Genomic DNA, 15,701 nt, shown 5'->3' on the forward strand with positions numbered 1-15,701 from the left:
GTCCGCGCGTGGCCCCGTTACTTCCAGATGTTGAGCGGCGACATGATCCAGAAACCGACCACGACCACCCAGATCACCGATACCGGCAGGAACACCTTCCAGCCGAGACGCATGATCTGGTCGTAGCGGTAACGCGGAAACGTCGCGCGCGCCCAGATGAAGACCGACAGCAGCAGGAATACCTTGAAAACGAACCAGAATACGCCCGGAATGAACGACAGGAAGCCGAACGGCGCATCCCAGCCGCCCAGGAACAATGTCGTCGCGATCGCCGAAATCACGATCATGTTGATGTACTCGGCAAGGAAGAACAGCGCGAACGCCATGCCCGAGTAATCGATCATGTGACCCGCGACGATTTCCGATTCCCCTTCCACCACGTCGAACGGGTGACGGTTCGTTTCGGCGATGCCCGAGATGAAGTACACGACGAACATCGGCAGGAGCGGCAGCCAGTTCCACGACAGGAAGTTGACGCCCCAGCCCGCGAACATGCCGCGCTGCTGCGAATGCACGATCTCGGACATGTTGAGCGTGCCCGCGACCATCAGCACCACGACGAGCGCGAAGCCCATCGAGATTTCGTAGGACACCATCTGCGCGGCCGCGCGCATCGCGCCGAGAAACGCGTACTTCGAGTTCGACGCCCAGCCCGCGAGAATCACGCCGTACACGCCGATCGACGAGATCGCCATCACGTACAGCAGACCCGCGTTGATGTTGCCGAGAACGGCCTGCGCCTGGAACGGAATCACCGCCCAGACGGCGAACGCCGGGACCACGGTCATGATCGGCGCGATCACGTAGATCCACTTGCTCGCCTGCGTCGGCTGGATGACTTCCTTCAGCAGCAGCTTCAGCACGTCGGCGATCGGTTGCAGCAAACCTGCGGGACCGACGCGGTTCGGGCCGAGACGCACGTGCATCCAGCCGATGAGCTTGCGTTCCCAAAGAATCAGGTACGCCACGCACAGCAGGATGACCACCGAAACCACCAGGATGCGGACCACCGCCCACACCGTCGGCCATGCGACGCCGAGAAGCTGCGTGCCGCCTGCGTTGATCGTATCGAACAAGCCCATTTTTACGCCTTCTCCACTACCAGTTCACCGAACAGGCCGCCGAGCGCGGCGCCAGCCGAAGTGCCCGCCGACACGCGAACCACCGATTCCGCGAGATTCGCATCGCGCAGCGCGGGCAAGGTCACCGACAGATTGCCCTGGCGAATACGCACTGCATCGCCGTCCTTCAGACCGAGCTTGTCGAAGAGCGCGGTCGGGAGACCGGCCACGTTCGCATCGCGCGCGGCGGCCGTCAGATGCAGCGACGGCGCGCGACGCACGAGCGCATCGGCGTGATAGATCGGCACATCGGCCAGGCGTTGCAGGCCGCTGCCGTTCAACACGATCTTCGATGCCGCGCGCTGCGCCTGCACCGTCGTCTTGTTCGACAGACGCGCCGAGAGGTCGCCCGTGCCGAGCGCCGCGATGCGCACTTCTTCGGCGGTGTCGAACTCGAAACCCGGAAGGCCGAGGATCGTGCCCAGCACGCGCAACACCTTCCAGCCCGGACGCGTATCGCCCAGCGCGCGCACGACGCCGTTGAACGACTGCGCCGTGCCTTCCGCGTTCACGAAGGTGCCCGACGTTTCCGTGAACGGCGCGATCGGCAGCAGCACGTCCGCGTAGTCCATGCCGTGCTTGAACGGCGACATCACGACGACCATTTCCGCTGCCTTCAGCGCGGCGATGGCTTGCGCCGGATTGGCCGTGTCGAATTCCGGTTCCGCGTTGAAGAGCACGTAGCCCTTGCGCGGCTGCTCGAACACTTCGCGTGCGTTCAGGCCGCCTTCGCCCGGCAAGGCATCGACGAGATGCGCGCCCACCGAGTTCGCGCCTTCCGTGAGGAAGCCGAGCGTCGCGCCGGTATTGTCGGCGATCCACTGGGCCGCCGCCTGAATCTGCGCGAAGTCCGGATGCTGGACCGCGAGGTTGCCGAGCAGCACGACGCGCTTGTCGCCCGCCGACAGCGATGCCGCGACGTCCTTCGCTGCAGCCGACACGTCGCGCCCTGCGAACGCGTCCGGCAGCGCGGCGCCGCGCGCTTCTGCAACGGCGGCCGCGATGCCCGCAAGCTGATCGAGCCATGCGGACGGCGCAGCAACCAGACGATGCGCGGTCGGGATCAGCGAGTCGTCGTTGCTGGCGTTGAGGAACGTGATCATGGCCCCGTTCTTCGCGGCCTGACGCAGACGCGCGGCGAACAGCGGATGATCGCGGCGCAGGAACGAGCCGATGACGAACGCCGTGTCGATGGTCGACAGATCGGCGATCTTCGTGCCGAGCCACGGCGCGCCGACGCCCACCGGCGCCGAGAAATCGTTTTGTCGCAGACGGAAGTCGACGTTCGGCGTGCCCACACCCTCAGCCAGCGCCTTGAGCAAATGCAGTTCTTCGACCGTGCTGTGCGGCGTGGCCAAAGCGGCGATGGCGTTTGCGCCATGATCCGCCTTGATGCCCTTCAAGCCCTTCGCGACGTATTCGAGCGCGGTCTGCCAGTCGGTTTCGATCCAGGTGCCGCCTTGCTTCAGCATCGGCGTGGTGAGACGATCGTCGCCGTTCAGGCCTTCGTACGAGAAGCGGTCCTTGTCGGAGATCCAGCATTCGTTGATGGCTTCGTTTTCCATCGGCAGAACGCGCATCACACGGTTGTTCTTCACCTGGACGACGAGGTTCGCGCCGACGGAATCGTGCGGGCTCAGCGACTTGCGGCGCGACAATTCCCACGTGCGCGCGCTGTAGCGGAACGGCTTGCTCGTCAATGCGCCGACCGGGCACAGGTCGATCATGTTGCCCGACAGTTCCGAATCGACCGTCTTGCCGACGAACGACGTGATTTCCGAATGCTCGCCGCGGCCCAGCATGCCAAGTTCCATCACCCCGGCGACTTCCTGGCCGAAGCGCACGCAGCGCGTGCAGTGGATGCAGCGCGACATCTCTTCCATCGAGATGAGCGGACCGACGTTCTTGTGGAACACGACGCGCTTTTCTTCGCTATAGCGCGACTGCGACTTGCCGTAACCGACGGCCAGATCCTGCAACTGGCACTCGCCGCCCTGATCGCAGATGGGGCAATCGAGCGGGTGGTTGATCAGCAGAAATTCCATCACCGACTGCTGCGCTTTCACGGCCTTGTCGGACGTGGTGCGCACGACCATGCCGGCCGATACCGGCGTCGCGCAGGCGGGCACGGCCTTCGGCATCTTCTCGACTTCGACGAGGCACATCCGGCAGTTCGCCGCGATCGAGAGCTTCTTGTGATAGCAGAAGTGCGGAATGTACGTATCGACCTTGTGCGCAGCCTGGATCACCATGCTGCCTTCGGGCACCTCGACCGTCTTGCCGTCAATCTCTAGTTCAACCATGATGGATAAAGATCCTCAACCCTTCTTTCGAGCCTTGTCGCGCATCTGACTGCGCGCCTGATTACGCGGTAAGCGCCTCGGACGGCGCATGATGCGCGTGCCCGCCGACGAGACAATGCTTGTGCTCGACGTGATATTCGAATTCGTTCCAGAAGTGCTTGAGCATGCCGCGCACGGGCATCGCCGCAGCATCGCCGAGCGCGCAGATCGTCCGGCCCATGATGTTTTCGGCGACCGAATTCAGCAGATCCAGATCTTCCTTGCGGCCAAGACCATGCTCGATACGATGCACGACGCGATACAGCCAGCCCGTGCCTTCGCGGCATGGCGTGCACTGACCGCACGACTCTTCATAGTAGAAGTACGACAGGCGCAGCAGTGAGCGCACCATGCAGCGCGTCTCGTTCATGACGATGACCGCGCCGGAGCCGAGCATCGAGCCGGCCTTCGCGATCGAATCGTAGTCCATGTCGGTCGCGAGCATCATGTCGCCCGGCACGACCGGCGCGGACGAGCCGCCCGGAATCACGGCCTTGATCGACTGGCCGCGCACGCCGCCGGCGAGTTCCATCAGCGTCGAGAACGGCGTTCCGAGCGGAATTTCGTAGTTGCCCGGACGATTCACGTCGCCCGACACGGAGAAGATCTTCGTGCCGCCGTTGTTCGGCTTGCCGAGTTCGAGATAATTCTGCGGACCGATTTCCAGCAGGAACGGCACGGCCGCGAACGTCTCGGTGTTGTTGATCGTCGTGGGCTTGCCGTACACGCCGAAGCTCGCCGGGAAAGGCGGCTTGAAGCGCGGCTGGCCTTTCTTGCCTTCAAGCGATTCGAGCAGAGCAGTCTCTTCGCCGCAGATGTACGCGCCGTAACCATGATGCGCGTACAGCTCGAACGAAAAACCCGAGCCCAGGATGTTCGCGCCGAGATAGCCGGCCTGGCGCGCTTCTTCCAGCGCCGCCTCGAACACGCGATAGACCTCGAATATCTCGCCGTGGATGTAGTTGTAGCCGACGGTGATACCCATCGCGTATGCGCCGATGGCCATGCCTTCGATCAACGCATGCGGGTTCCAGCGCAGGATGTCGCGGTCCTTGAACGTGCCCGGCTCGCCTTCGTCCGAGTTGCAGACGAGATACTTCTGCCCCGGAAACTGGCGCGGCATGAAGCTCCACTTGAGGCCGGTCGGGAAGCCCGCACCGCCGCGGCCACGCAGACCCGACGCCTTGACGTCGGCGATCACCTGCTCGGCCGGAATCTTTTCCTCGAGGATGCGGCGCAACTGCTTGTACCCGCCGCGCGCGACGTAATCTTCGAGATGCCAGTTCTCGCCGTTGAGGCCAGCGAGGATCAGCGGCTTGATGTGACGATCGTGGAGTGACGTCATTTCGAAAGTTCCTCGATCAACTGGTCGATCTTCTCGCGGCTCATGAAGCTGCACATGCGATGGTTGTTCACGAGCATCACGGGCGCGTCGCCGCAAGCGCCGAAGCACTCGCCTTCCTTCAACGTGAACTTGCCGTCCGCGGTCGTCTCGCCGAAATCGATTCCAAGCTTTTGCTTGAGATATTCGGCGGCGCTGTCCGAACCACCGTCCGGACCAAGCTGGCAAGGCAGGTTCGTGCAGAGCGTGATCTTGTGCTTGCCGACCGGCTTCAGCTCGTACATCGTGTAGAACGTGGCGACTTCCTGCACCGCGACGGGCGGCATGCTCAGGTAATCGGCCACGAACTGCATGACGTCGGGCGAGAGCCAACCATGCTCTTCCTGAGCGACAGCGAGCGCCGCCATCACCGCCGATTGCTTTTGCTCGGCGGGATACTTCGCGACCGCGCGATCGATTTCTTTCAGGCCTTCAGCTGAGATCATTTTCAGACACGACTCTTTCAATTCCTACCGAACGAAAACCTGCCGCGCCCTTCGTAATGCGGCAGACCTGGCGTTCCTGCGGGTTCCTGTTATTGCTTTCGCGTTTTCATGCGCGGCGGCTCGACGAGCGCACCGCGCGGGCGGCTTCGAATCAGCGATCGATCTCGCCGAACACGATGTCTTGCGTACCGATGATCGTCACGGCGTCGGCGATCATGTGACCGCGCGCCATTTCGTCGAGCGCGGCGAGGTGCGCATAACCCGGTGCGCGAATCTTCAGGCGATACGGCTTGTTCGCGCCATCCGAAATCAGGTAGATGCCGAACTCGCCCTTCGGATGCTCGACGGCCGCGTACGTTTCGCCTTCAGGAACGTGGAAGCCTTCGGTGAAGAGCTTGAAATGGTGAATCAGCTCTTCCATGTTGCTCTTCATGCCGACGCGCGACGGCGGCGCAACCTTGTGATTATCGACCATCACAGGGCCGGGATTCTTGCGCAGCCACGCAATGCACTGTTGGGCGATGCGGGTCGACTGGCGCATTTCTTCCACGCGCACAAGATAGCGGTCATAGCAATCGCCATTCACGCCGACGGGGATATCGAAATCGAGCTGATCGTACACTTCGTACGGCTGCTTCTTGCGCAAATCCCACTCGATGCCCGAGCCGCGCAGCATCGCGCCGCTCAAGCCCATCTGCAACGCGCGCTCCGGGCTCACCACGCCGATGCCCACGAGACGCTGCTTCCAGATGCGGTTGTCGGTGAGCAGCGTTTCGTACTCGTCGACACAGCCGGGGAAACGCTTGAAGAAGTCTTCGATGAAGTCGAGCAACGAGCCCTGGCGGTTCTCGTTCATCCTGTCGAGCGCCTTGGCGTTACGGATCTTCGATGCCTTGTATTGCGGCATCGCATCCGGCAGATCGCGATAGACGCCGCCCGGGCGATAGTACGCCGCATGCATGCGCGCGCCCGACACCGCCTCGTACACGTCCATCAGGTCTTCGCGCTCGCGGAACGCGTAGAGGAACACCGCCATTGCGCCGACGTCGAGCGCGTGCGAGCCGATCCACATCAGGTGGTTCAGCACGCGCGTGATTTCGTCGAACAGCACGCGAATGTACTTCGCGCGGATCGGCACATCGATGCCGAGCAGCTTTTCGATGGCGAGGACATAGCCGTGCTCGTTGACCATCATCGACACATAGTCGAGACGGTCCATGTACGGCACGGATTGCAGAAAGGTCTTGGTTTCGGCCAGCTTCTCGGTCGCGCGATGCAGCAGACCGATGTGCGGGTCGGCGCGCTGAATCACTTCGCCGTCGAGTTCCAGCACGAGGCGCAGCACGCCGTGCGCTGCCGGGTGCTGCGGGCCAAAGTTCAGCGTGTAGTTCTTGATCTCTGCCATGGCGTTCTCTTAATGTTTCAGACCGCCATAGCGATCTTCGCGAATCACGCGCGGCGTGATTTCGCGCGGTTCGATCGTCACCGGCTGATAGACCACGCGCTTCTCTTCCGGGTCGTAACGCATTTCGACGTAGCCGGAAACGGGGAAGTCCTTACGGAACGGATGGCCGATGAAGCCGTAGTCCGTGAGAATGCGGCGCAGGTCGGGGTGGCCTTCGAACACAATGCCGTAGAGGTCGAACGCTTCGCGCTCGTACCAGTTCGCCGACGTCCAGATGTCCACCACGGAAGGCACGATGGGCACTTCGTCGTCCGGAGCGAAAACGCGCACGCGCACGCGCCAGTTGTTCGTGATCGAGAGAAGATGGCTCACGGCCGCGAAACGCGGGCCGTCGTAGACGCCGTCGCCGTAGGTCGAATAATCGACGCCGGAGAGGTCCATGAGCTGCTCGAAGCGCAGCGACGGGTCATCGCGCAGCTGCTTGCAGACGTCCAGATACTCGGCCGCCTTGACGACGACCGTCACCTGACCCAGCGACTCGGTAATGCTCTGAAGACGGCCGCCAAAGGCCGTCTCGAGGTTCGCTTTGAGGGTCTCGAGTTTGCTTGCCATAGTTTGGGGAGACTCAGGCCCTTACTGACGGGCGATGGTGTTGGTGCGGCGAATCTTCGCCTGCAACTGGATCACGCCGTAGACCAGGGCTTCGGCGGTCGGAGGACAACCGGGAACGTAGACATCGACCGGCACGATCCGGTCGCAGCCGCGCACGACGGAATACGAGTAGTGGTAGTAACCACCGCCGTTCGCGCACGAACCCATGGAAATGACCCAGCGCGGCTCGGCCATCTGGTCGTACACCTTACGAAGCGCGGGCGCCATCTTGTTGCACAGCGTGCCGGCGACGATCATCACGTCCGACTGGCGCGGGCTCGGGCGGAACACCACGCCGAAACGGTCCAGGTCGTAACGGGCCGCGCCCGCGTGCATCATCTCGACGGCGCAGCATGCGAGACCGAACGTCATCGGCCACAGCGAACCGGTGCGCGTCCAGTTGATGAGCTTGTCAGCCGTCGTGGTGACAAAGCCTTCCTTCAAGACCCCTTCGATACTCATTTGTTTTCCACTCCAGATGAGCAGCCAGCCAAAGCCGCCCATGAATCCGGTGATCTAACTGTCATTCCCAGTCGAGCCCGCCCTTTCTCCAGATGTAGGCGAAACCGAGCAAAAATTCGAGCAGAAAAATCATCATCGCCATGAAGCCGGGCCAGCCGATATCGCGCAGGGAAACACCCCACGGAAACAGGAACGCCGTCTCGAGGTCGAAGATGATGAAAAGAATCGCGACGAGATAGTAACGCACATCGAACTTCATACGCGCGTCTTCGAATGCTTCGAAGCCGCACTCGTACGGCGCGTTCTTCTCTGTGTCGGGCTTGTTGGGACCGAGGATCTTGCCGATACTGACCAACGCTATACCTAAACCAAGGCCCACCAGAAGAAACAAGAAGACGGGGTAATAGGGTGCGAGGTTCAAGGCTATCCTCAGATCGGTAGATAGGGTCTGTTATTGATTGGGGCTTTCAGCCGGGACGGACCACCCGGCGTAAGGATTCACTTGGGACCGCTCACGATATCAGCACACCGTGACAAGCGCCTGGACGATGTCGATGCTGCTGTGAAAACGTAAGCGTACTCCAGAAGTGACAATGCCAGCCGAAGCGATGCATGCGGCTGGCATTGGATAACTTTGGTGCCGACGGCGAGACTCGAACTCGCACAGCTTTCGCCACTACCCCCTCAAGATAGCGTGTCTACCAATTTCACCACGTCGGCACTGTACTGCAATCCGGGAAAACTACTTCTTAATTGCCGCGAATCGCTTCAAGACTTGAATTATAACTAGGCCCTACGAATTGTTCAACGCACAAAATGCAAATTTCGCGAAAAATCTGTTCTGTCGTTATTTCGGGACGTCAGCACCCGGCGCGGACGATGCGACCGGCGCCGAACCAGGCGCAGCAGCTGCGGACGCACCGGCCGCCGGCGCCGATGCGGGCACGGAAGCCGCGCCGCCGAGCACGCCAGCGGAGGTCTGCGGTCTATAGCTGCCGAGGTAGGTCAGCGTCAGCGTCGTGACGAAGAAGACCGCGGCGAGAATGGCCGTGGTTCGCGATAGAAAGTTGGCCGATCCCGTCGCGCCGAACAGACTTCCCGACGCGCCGCTACCGAAAGCCGCGCCCATGTCCGCGCCCTTGCCGTGCTGAAGCAGCACGAGGCCGATAACGCCCAGCGCCGACAGCAACTGGACGACGATAATCAATGTCTTCAAATACAGCATTTCAACTCACCCGATTCCTGATATTTCCGTGACACCTTCGTGTCGCACTATGCTCTTTCGCCTGCCCTGCACGCTCACCGCTCAATGCGTCACGGATTGCGCCGCACGGCAGATCGCCAAAAAATCCTTCGACTTCAGCGACGCGCCGCCGATCAGCCCGCCGTCGATGTCCTTCTGCCCGAACAACTCTTCCGCGTTTTCGGGCTTCACGCTGCCGCCGTACAAGACCGGCACGTTCGCCACCGCCGCGCCCTTCTCGAGCAACTTGTGACGCAGGAAAGCATGAACGTCCTGGGCCTGACCCGGGCGCGCCGTCTTGCCCGTGCCGATCGCCCAGACCGGCTCGTACGCGACCACGATGCCCGCCGCCTGCTCCTGCGTGAGCATCAGCAACACGGCGTCGAGTTGCGTGCCGATGATCTGCTCGGTCGTGCCCGCCTCGCGCTCTTCAAGCGTTTCGCCGACGCAGACGATCGGCGTGAGTCCCGCTTCGATCGCGCGTTGCGCTTTCGACGCGACGAGTTCCGGACTTTCGCGATGATACGCGCGTCGCTCCGAATGTCCGACGATCGCGTACGTCACGCCGAAGTCCGCCGCCATTTCGGCCGCGACTTCGCCGGTGAACGCGCCGCCCGTATGCGCCGACACGTCCTGGATGCCCCATCGCACGACCGAGCCGCTCAGAAGCGCCTGCGATTGCGCGAGATAGGGACACGGCACGCATACGCCGACGCTCACGCCCTTTTGCAAAGCCGATGCGCCCGCGGCGACTTCCGTCAGCAAGGTCGCATTGTCTCCGATGCGGCCGTGCATCTTCCAGTTGCCCACCACCAGTTTTGCTCGTTCTCTGGACATATGTCTCGTCAGTCGACGGCGGCTTGTCCCATGCAAGTGATCAGCCGCCCGTTATTGAAATGAACCGCTACGAACTGCGAACTGCCTGCAAAACAGCCGATTTTACTGTGTTCCGGCGAAGCCGGTCAAACCGTCAAAAGCGGGCCGCGACACGAAGCGCCGCTTTTCGTGCGAAAACCTCACGCGTCCTCGCGCCAGTCGAGCATGATCTTGCCAACGTGCGTGCTGCTTTCCATCAGCGTGTGCGCGGCAGCGGCCTCGTGCGCGGGGAAGACCTGGTGAATCACCGGCTTGATGCGTCCCGCCTCGATTTCCGGCCAGACGCGTTCCTTCAGCTTCGCCGCGAGCTTCGCCTTGAATGCGACCGGCCGCGGACGCAGCGTCGAGCCGGTGATGACGAGACGGCGGCGCAACACGTCGTTCAGATTGATTTCCGCCTTCGCGCCGCCGAGCAGCGCGATCACGCAGATGCGCCCGCCGTCGGCCAGCGCCTTGAGCTCGCGCGGGAGATAGTCGCCGGCGACCATGTCGAGAATCACGTCGACGCCGCGGTCGTTCGTCAGCGACTTCACCACTTCGACGAAATCTTCCGTCTTGTAGTTGATCGCCCGCTCCGCGCCGAGCGCCTCGCACGCGCGGCACTTCTCGTCGGTGCCGGCGGTGGCGAAGACACGAAAGCCGAGCGCCTTGGCGATCTGAATCGCCGTCACGCCGATGCCGCTCGATCCGCCCTGCACGAGCAGCGTTTCTTCCTCGCCATTCTCGCCCGCGCCCAGATGAGCGCGCTCGAACACGTTGCTCCACACGGTGAAGAACGTCTCCGGCAACGACGCCGCCTCGATGTCCGACAGCCCTTTCGGCACCGGCAGACATTGTTCGAGCGGCGCGACCGCATATTCGGCGTAGCCGCCGCCCGCGAGCAGCGCGCAGACGCGATCGCCCTTTTTAAGACCGAACGGGTTGTGCTTCGGATCGAAATCGCCATCGACGATTTCACCCGCCACTTCGAGCCCCGGCAGGTCCGATGCGCCCGGCGGCGGCGCATAAGCGCCTTTGCGCTGGAACACGTCGGGTCGGTTCACGCCGGACGCGGCCACCTTGATCAATACCTCACACTTGCCCGGCGCGGGTGTGGGACGTTCGCCCAGCTTCAGGACTTCGGGTGCGCCAAACTCAGTGATTTCGATGGCCTTCATATCCTCTCCCTGTACCGCCCAAGCGTTAGTGTGCATCCGGACCGGATGGTACTGCGCGCGCCTCGAAGCAATCGGCGCTCCACACACTGCCATCGAGTCCGATGACGCGTCGGACAATGCATAGCGTGCCGAGCGTCATACATGAAAACGGCCGGCTCGCAAAAGCGGCCGGCCGTCTACACATTACCGCATTACTGCTGCGGGTGCGTGGGTTCCGCCTGCTGTGCGCCTTCGTTCAGAAGCGCCTTTGCCGACAGACGCACACGACCCTTTTCGTCCGTCTGGATGACCTTGACCTTCACGATCTGGCCTTCCTTCAGATAGTCGTTGATGTCCTTCACGCGCTCGTTGACGATCTCCGAGATGTGCAGCAGACCGTCCTTGCCCGGCAGGATGTTCACGATCGCGCCGAAGTCGAGCAGCTTGAGCACCGGGCCTTCATAGACCTGACCGACTTCCACTTCGGCCGTGATGTTCTCGATGCGCTTCTTCGCGTCGGCCATGCCCTCCGCGCTCGTGCTCGCGATCGTCACGACGCCGTCGTCCGAAATGTCGATGGTCGTGCCGGTCTCTTCCGTCAGCGCGCGGATCACCGAACCGCCCTTGCCGATCACGTCGCGGATCTTCTCCGGATTGATCTTGATGGTGATCATGCGCGGCGCGTAGTCCGACAATTCCGTATTCGTGGTCGGCACGGCGGCGGTCATCTTGCCGAGGATGTGCATGCGGCCTTCCTTCGCCTGCGCGAGCGCGACCTGCATGATTTCCTTCGTGATGCCCTGGATCTTGATGTCCATCTGCAGCGCGGTGACGCCTTGCGACGTGCCGGCCACCTTGAAGTCCATGTCGCCGAGGTGATCTTCGTCGCCGAGGATGTCGGTCAGAACCGCGAACTTGTTGCCTTCGAGGATCAGGCCCATTGCGATGCCCGCGACGTGCGCCTTCATCGGCACGCCGGCGTCCATCAGCGCGAGACAGCCGCCGCAGACCGAAGCCATCGACGACGAGCCGTTCGATTCCGTGATTTCCGACACGACGCGGATCGAATAGCCGAATTCGTCGGCGCTCGGCAGGCACGCGACCAGCGCGCGCTTCGCAAGACGGCCGTGGCCGATTTCACGGCGCTTCGGCGAACCGACACGGCCGGTTTCGCCCGTCGCGAACGGCGGCATGTTGTAGTGGAGCATGAAGCGCTCGCGGTATTCGCCCTCAAGCGCGTCGATGCTCTGCTCGTCGCCCTTCGTGCCGAGCGTCGCGACGACCAGCGCCTGCGTCTCGCCGCGCGTGAAGAGCGCCGAGCCATGCGTGCGCGGCAACACGCCCGTGCGGATTTCGATCGGACGCACCGTGCGCGTGTCGCGGCCGTCGATACGCGGCTCGCCGTTCAGGATCTGCGTGCGGACGATCTTCGCTTCGATGTCGAACAGGACGTTGCCGACGGTCGCCTTGTCGGCGGCTACCGTGCCGCCAGCGGCCGCTTCTTCTTCCAGCTTCGCCGACGTTGCTGCGTACACTTCCTTCAGCTTGGCCGAACGCGCGGACTTGTTGCGCAACTGATAAGCGGCTTCGAGTTCCGGCTGAGCGATTGCGGTGACGCGCGAAATGAGCGCTTCGTTCTTCGGCGCCGGCTGCCAGTCCCACTCGGGCTTGCCGCCTTCGCGCACGAGTTCATGAATTGCGTCGATGGCGGTCTGCATCTGCTCGTGACCGAACACGACCGCGCCGAGCATCACTTCTTCGGAGAGCTGCTGCGCTTCCGATTCCACCATCAGCACCGCGCGCTCCGTGCCCGCGACGACGAGATCGAGCGCCGATTCCTTCATCTGCGGGCGCGTCGGGTTCAGCACGTACTCGTTGTTGATGTAGGCGACGCGCGCGGCGCCGACCGGACCGTTGAACGGCAGGCCCGACACGGCGAGCGCGGCGGATGCGCCGATCAGCGCGGGAATGTCGGCCGGAACATCCGGGTTCAGCGACAGGACGTGGATCACGACCTGCACTTCGTTATAGAAGCCTTCCGGGAACAGCGGACGCAGCGGGCGATCGATCAGGCGCGAGATCAGCGTTTCGCCTTCCGACGGACGGCCTTCGCGACGGAAGAAGCCGCCCGGAATCTTGCCGGCGGCATAGGTCTTTTCGAGGTAGTCGACGGTCAGCGGGAAGAAATCCTGGCCCGGCTTGGCGGTCTTGGCGCCGACGACGGTCGCGAGCACGACGGTGTCTTCGACATCGACGACAACCGCGCCGCTTGCCTGACGCGCGATTTCACCCGTTTCGAGGCGCACATTGTGCTGCCCCCACTTGAATTCCTTGACGATCTTATTGAACATTTCGACTCCTTCTACGTTTTGCGCCGCGCCGGTCCACTGGCGCGTGCGGGAAGGTCCGGAGCCACGCTTGAGAGGTGTGTTATGCCATTCCAGCGCGATGCGCTCCGATGAACGTCGTCGCGCTGGAATGACACAAAGCTCCGCTGCGAGGCTGGACCGAGTGTCGGACCGGATGGAATCATCCGGCGTAAAGCGTGTGAACTGCTGAAGCGCCGGCTATGAATCCGGCTGTAAATCGGACTATGAAGCAACTACGCGGCGCCCATTGACAAGAACGCGATCGGGCACCACTTCACGGCCGAAACGCACAAAAACAAAGTGCCTGTATCAGCGGACTGACACAGGCACTTCATTAGAACGTTGGCCGCAAAGCCACGCCTGACGCCACTTACTTGCGCAGACCCAGCTTCTCGATCAGCGAGCGATAACGATCCGCGTCCTTGCCCTTCAGGTAGTCGAGCAGCTTACGGCGACGGCTCACCATGCGCAGCAGACCGCGGCGGCTGTGGTGATCCTTCGAGTGCGACTTGAAGTGAACGGTCAGTTCGTTGATGCGGCTCGTGAGCAGTGCGACTTGCACTTCGGGAGAACCGGTGTCGTTGGCGCCGCGTGCGTATTCAGCGACGATGTCGGACTTCTTGATTTCTGCTACGGACATTTGCTTTTCCTTTGTTTCTGACAGGCGGTCACGGAAGAAAGGCCGTGCCGTGGATTACAAATAAATGAATCGCTTCCGGCGATGCGCCAAAAACGAAGCGCAGAGTATAGCACAGCGCGGTGTCCCGCCGAAGGACTTCCGCGCGCCGGAACCACTCGGACGTTCATCGCGCAGGGCGCGGCATCCGGCAAGTGGTCGGTTGCGCGGTTTTGTCGGCGGGAACGCTCAGCAACGTGCGGAAACCGTAACCCGAACCTTCATTGTCGAGCGCGACGCCTTGCGCTCCCGCCTTGTCCATCTCGATAACATAAAGGGGCTGAATCACCTGATGATCGTCGGCGCGCACGGTCATCGGATGAAAACCTTCGCCGTCGTACTTCATGCCTTCCAGCGCGCGTGCGACCGCGAGCGGGTCGGCGCTTTTCGCGCGCGTCATCGCGGCGGCGAGCATTTCGATCATCAGCGGCATGCGCGCGAGCAGGTAATCGTCCGCCGCGGCGGGATAGCGCGCCCGAAACGCCCGGTAGTACGCGTCCGACGCCGCGCCGCCGACATTCGGATGCCAGTCCGCGACAGCGATCACGCGCTTCACGCCGGGCTCGCCCAACGCCGCCGGCGCGCCGAGGCTATTGCCGTAGAACGTGTAGAACTTCGTGTCGAGTCCCTGCTCGCGGGCCGCTTTCACCAGAAGCGCCAGATCGTTGCCCCAGTTTCCGGTGATCACGGCATCCGCTCCGTTCGCGCGAATTTTGGCGATGTACGGCGCAAAATCCTTTACGCGTCCGACCGGATGAAACTCGTCGCCGGCAATCGCGATATCCGGCCGCTTTTCCTTGAGCGCGCGCTGCGCTTCGCGGCTCACGTCGTGGCCGAAGCTGTAATCCTGATTCAGCAGATAGACCTTCTTCACCGCGCGATCGTCTTTCAGCGCGTCGGCGAGCGCGTCCATGCGCATGCCGGCGTGCGCGTCGAAGCGGAAATGCCAGAAGCTGCACGCGTCGTTGGTGAGCGCGGGATCGTCGGCGGAATAGTTGAGGAACAGCACGCGCCGATCCGGTTCGCGCGCGTTCTGTTTATCGATCGCCGCGACGAGCGCCGCCGCCACCGCCGAGCTGTTTCCCTGCATGACGAAGCCGATTTTCCCGTCGATCGCCGCGCGAAGCTGCACGAGACTCGCCTCGCTGCTGCCCTTGCCGTCGAGCACGACGAGTTCCAGCGGATGCGCGCCGTCCGCGAGCTTCACGCCGCCGCGCGCATTCACGCGCTCGACGCCGAAGCGCAGATTGCGCTCGACCATCGCGCCGGCGTTCGCGAACGGGCCGGACATGCCTTCGATCAGCGCGAGCTTGACGGGCGGCAAACCGGCGGCCTGCGCCGTCATGGACACCGCGACACACGCCGATGCCGCGCTGCGCAGCCATCGCATTGCGCGCACGCTGATTCCGTTCTTCATGAGTTCCCGCGAATGCGTCGAAAGCGCGGATCATAGGCCGCACGGGGCACGCGGCGCAAGCCCGCCATTGCCGACACATCGGCTCGAATGTTGCGATGTCGAGGAGCGCGTCTTGCAGCGCGCGCGTGTCAAAATTGCGGGAAACATCGAACGAACGCTGCTCGCGCAAGCGGGGA

At 62.6% G+C, this 15,701-nt stretch carries 14 protein-coding genes and 1 tRNA gene; all 15 read right to left on the reverse strand.

The window, feature by feature from the left end; translation table 11 throughout:
- Positions 1-17: 17 nt before the first annotated feature.
- Complete coding sequence (nuoH, locus tag AWB77_RS19500) at positions 18-1,082, reverse strand: NADH-quinone oxidoreductase subunit NuoH (protein WP_061136109.1); 1,065 nt, start codon at positions 1,080-1,082, stop codon at positions 18-20.
- A gap of 2 nt (positions 1,083-1,084) precedes the next feature.
- Complete coding sequence (gene nuoG, locus AWB77_RS19505; protein WP_061136110.1) at positions 1,085-3,424, reverse strand: NADH-quinone oxidoreductase subunit NuoG; 2,340 nt, start codon at positions 3,422-3,424, stop codon at positions 1,085-1,087.
- A gap of 61 nt (positions 3,425-3,485) precedes the next feature.
- On the reverse strand, positions 3,486-4,808 hold the full coding sequence (nuoF, locus tag AWB77_RS19510) for an NADH-quinone oxidoreductase subunit NuoF (RefSeq protein ID WP_061136111.1): 1,323 nt from the start codon (positions 4,806-4,808) through the stop codon (positions 3,486-3,488).
- Positions 4,805-5,290: an NADH-quinone oxidoreductase subunit NuoE gene (gene nuoE, locus AWB77_RS19515; RefSeq protein WP_061136112.1), complete on the reverse strand. Its 486-nt coding sequence runs from the start codon at positions 5,288-5,290 to the stop codon at positions 4,805-4,807. The genes nuoF and nuoE overlap by 4 nt, the downstream gene beginning before the upstream one ends.
- Positions 5,291-5,441: 151 nt before the next feature.
- Positions 5,442-6,695, reverse strand: a complete 1,254-nt coding sequence (locus tag AWB77_RS19520) for an NADH-quinone oxidoreductase subunit D (RefSeq protein ID WP_061136113.1) — start codon at positions 6,693-6,695, stop codon at positions 5,442-5,444.
- 9 nt (positions 6,696-6,704) lie between these two features.
- A complete protein-coding gene (locus AWB77_RS19525) occupies positions 6,705-7,307 on the reverse strand; it encodes an NADH-quinone oxidoreductase subunit C (RefSeq protein ID WP_061136114.1) in 603 nt (200 codons plus the stop codon).
- Positions 7,308-7,328: 21 nt separating this feature from the next.
- On the reverse strand, positions 7,329-7,808 hold the full coding sequence (locus AWB77_RS19530) for a NuoB/complex I 20 kDa subunit family protein (RefSeq protein ID WP_006052903.1): 480 nt from the start codon (positions 7,806-7,808) through the stop codon (positions 7,329-7,331).
- Between the two features lie 61 nt (positions 7,809-7,869).
- The gene (locus AWB77_RS19535; RefSeq protein ID WP_061136115.1) at positions 7,870-8,229 is read right to left on the reverse strand and encodes an NADH-quinone oxidoreductase subunit A; all 360 of its coding nucleotides are present in this window, start codon (positions 8,227-8,229) and stop codon (positions 7,870-7,872) included.
- Between the two features lie 214 nt (positions 8,230-8,443).
- Positions 8,444-8,528 (reverse strand) — tRNA-Leu (locus AWB77_RS19540).
- 127 nt (positions 8,529-8,655) lie between these two features.
- A complete protein-coding gene (gene secG, locus AWB77_RS19545) occupies positions 8,656-9,033 on the reverse strand; it encodes a preprotein translocase subunit SecG (protein WP_061136116.1) in 378 nt (125 codons plus the stop codon).
- Between the two features lie 81 nt (positions 9,034-9,114).
- Entirely contained in the window at positions 9,115-9,888 is a 774-nt protein-coding gene (gene tpiA, locus AWB77_RS19550) for a triose-phosphate isomerase (RefSeq protein ID WP_061136117.1), read from the reverse strand.
- Positions 9,889-10,067: 179 nt separating this feature from the next.
- Entirely contained in the window at positions 10,068-11,084 is a 1,017-nt protein-coding gene (locus tag AWB77_RS19555) for an NAD(P)H-quinone oxidoreductase (protein WP_061136118.1), read from the reverse strand.
- 191 nt (positions 11,085-11,275) lie between these two features.
- On the reverse strand, positions 11,276-13,414 hold the full coding sequence (gene pnp / locus AWB77_RS19560; RefSeq protein ID WP_061136119.1) for a polyribonucleotide nucleotidyltransferase: 2,139 nt from the start codon (positions 13,412-13,414) through the stop codon (positions 11,276-11,278).
- Between the two features lie 388 nt (positions 13,415-13,802).
- A complete protein-coding gene (gene rpsO, locus AWB77_RS19565; RefSeq protein WP_008341789.1) occupies positions 13,803-14,072 on the reverse strand; it encodes a 30S ribosomal protein S15 in 270 nt (89 codons plus the stop codon).
- A gap of 163 nt (positions 14,073-14,235) precedes the next feature.
- Complete coding sequence (locus AWB77_RS19570) at positions 14,236-15,453, reverse strand: branched-chain amino acid ABC transporter substrate-binding protein (RefSeq protein ID WP_374728703.1); 1,218 nt, start codon at positions 15,451-15,453, stop codon at positions 14,236-14,238.
- Positions 15,454-15,701 lie beyond the last annotated feature (248 nt).

The organism is Caballeronia fortuita, from assembly GCF_001544835.2.
Taxonomy (GTDB): domain Bacteria; phylum Pseudomonadota; class Gammaproteobacteria; order Burkholderiales; family Burkholderiaceae; genus Caballeronia; species Caballeronia fortuita.

What these genes read in the sequence shown, in the direction of transcription:
- nuoH (WP_061136109.1), bottom strand. Translation starts at nt 1,082, where the DNA reads ATGGGCTTGTTCGATACGATCAACGCAGGCGGCACGCAGCTTCTCGGC.
- nuoG (WP_061136110.1), bottom strand. Translation starts at nt 3,424, where the DNA reads ATGGTTGAACTAGAGATTGACGGCAAGACGGTCGAGGTGCCCGAAGGC.
- nuoF (WP_061136111.1), bottom strand. Translation starts at nt 4,808, where the DNA reads ATGACGTCACTCCACGATCGTCACATCAAGCCGCTGATCCTCGCTGGC.
- nuoE (WP_061136112.1), bottom strand. Translation starts at nt 5,290, where the DNA reads ATGATCTCAGCTGAAGGCCTGAAAGAAATCGATCGCGCGGTCGCGAAG.
- AWB77_RS19520 (WP_061136113.1), bottom strand. Translation starts at nt 6,695, where the DNA reads ATGGCAGAGATCAAGAACTACACGCTGAACTTTGGCCCGCAGCACCCG.
- AWB77_RS19525 (WP_061136114.1), bottom strand. Translation starts at nt 7,307, where the DNA reads ATGGCAAGCAAACTCGAGACCCTCAAAGCGAACCTCGAGACGGCCTTT.
- AWB77_RS19530 (WP_006052903.1), bottom strand. Translation starts at nt 7,808, where the DNA reads ATGAGTATCGAAGGGGTCTTGAAGGAAGGCTTTGTCACCACGACGGCT.
- secG (WP_061136116.1), bottom strand. Translation starts at nt 9,033, where the DNA reads ATGCTGTATTTGAAGACATTGATTATCGTCGTCCAGTTGCTGTCGGCG.
- tpiA (WP_061136117.1), bottom strand. Translation starts at nt 9,888, where the DNA reads ATGTCCAGAGAACGAGCAAAACTGGTGGTGGGCAACTGGAAGATGCAC.
- AWB77_RS19555 (WP_061136118.1), bottom strand. Translation starts at nt 11,084, where the DNA reads ATGAAGGCCATCGAAATCACTGAGTTTGGCGCACCCGAAGTCCTGAAG.
- pnp (WP_061136119.1), bottom strand. Translation starts at nt 13,414, where the DNA reads ATGTTCAATAAGATCGTCAAGGAATTCAAGTGGGGGCAGCACAATGTG.
- rpsO (WP_008341789.1), bottom strand. Translation starts at nt 14,072, where the DNA reads ATGTCCGTAGCAGAAATCAAGAAGTCCGACATCGTCGCTGAATACGCA.
- AWB77_RS19570 (WP_374728703.1), bottom strand. Translation starts at nt 15,453, where the DNA reads ATGACGGCGCAGGCCGCCGGTTTGCCGCCCGTCAAGCTCGCGCTGATC.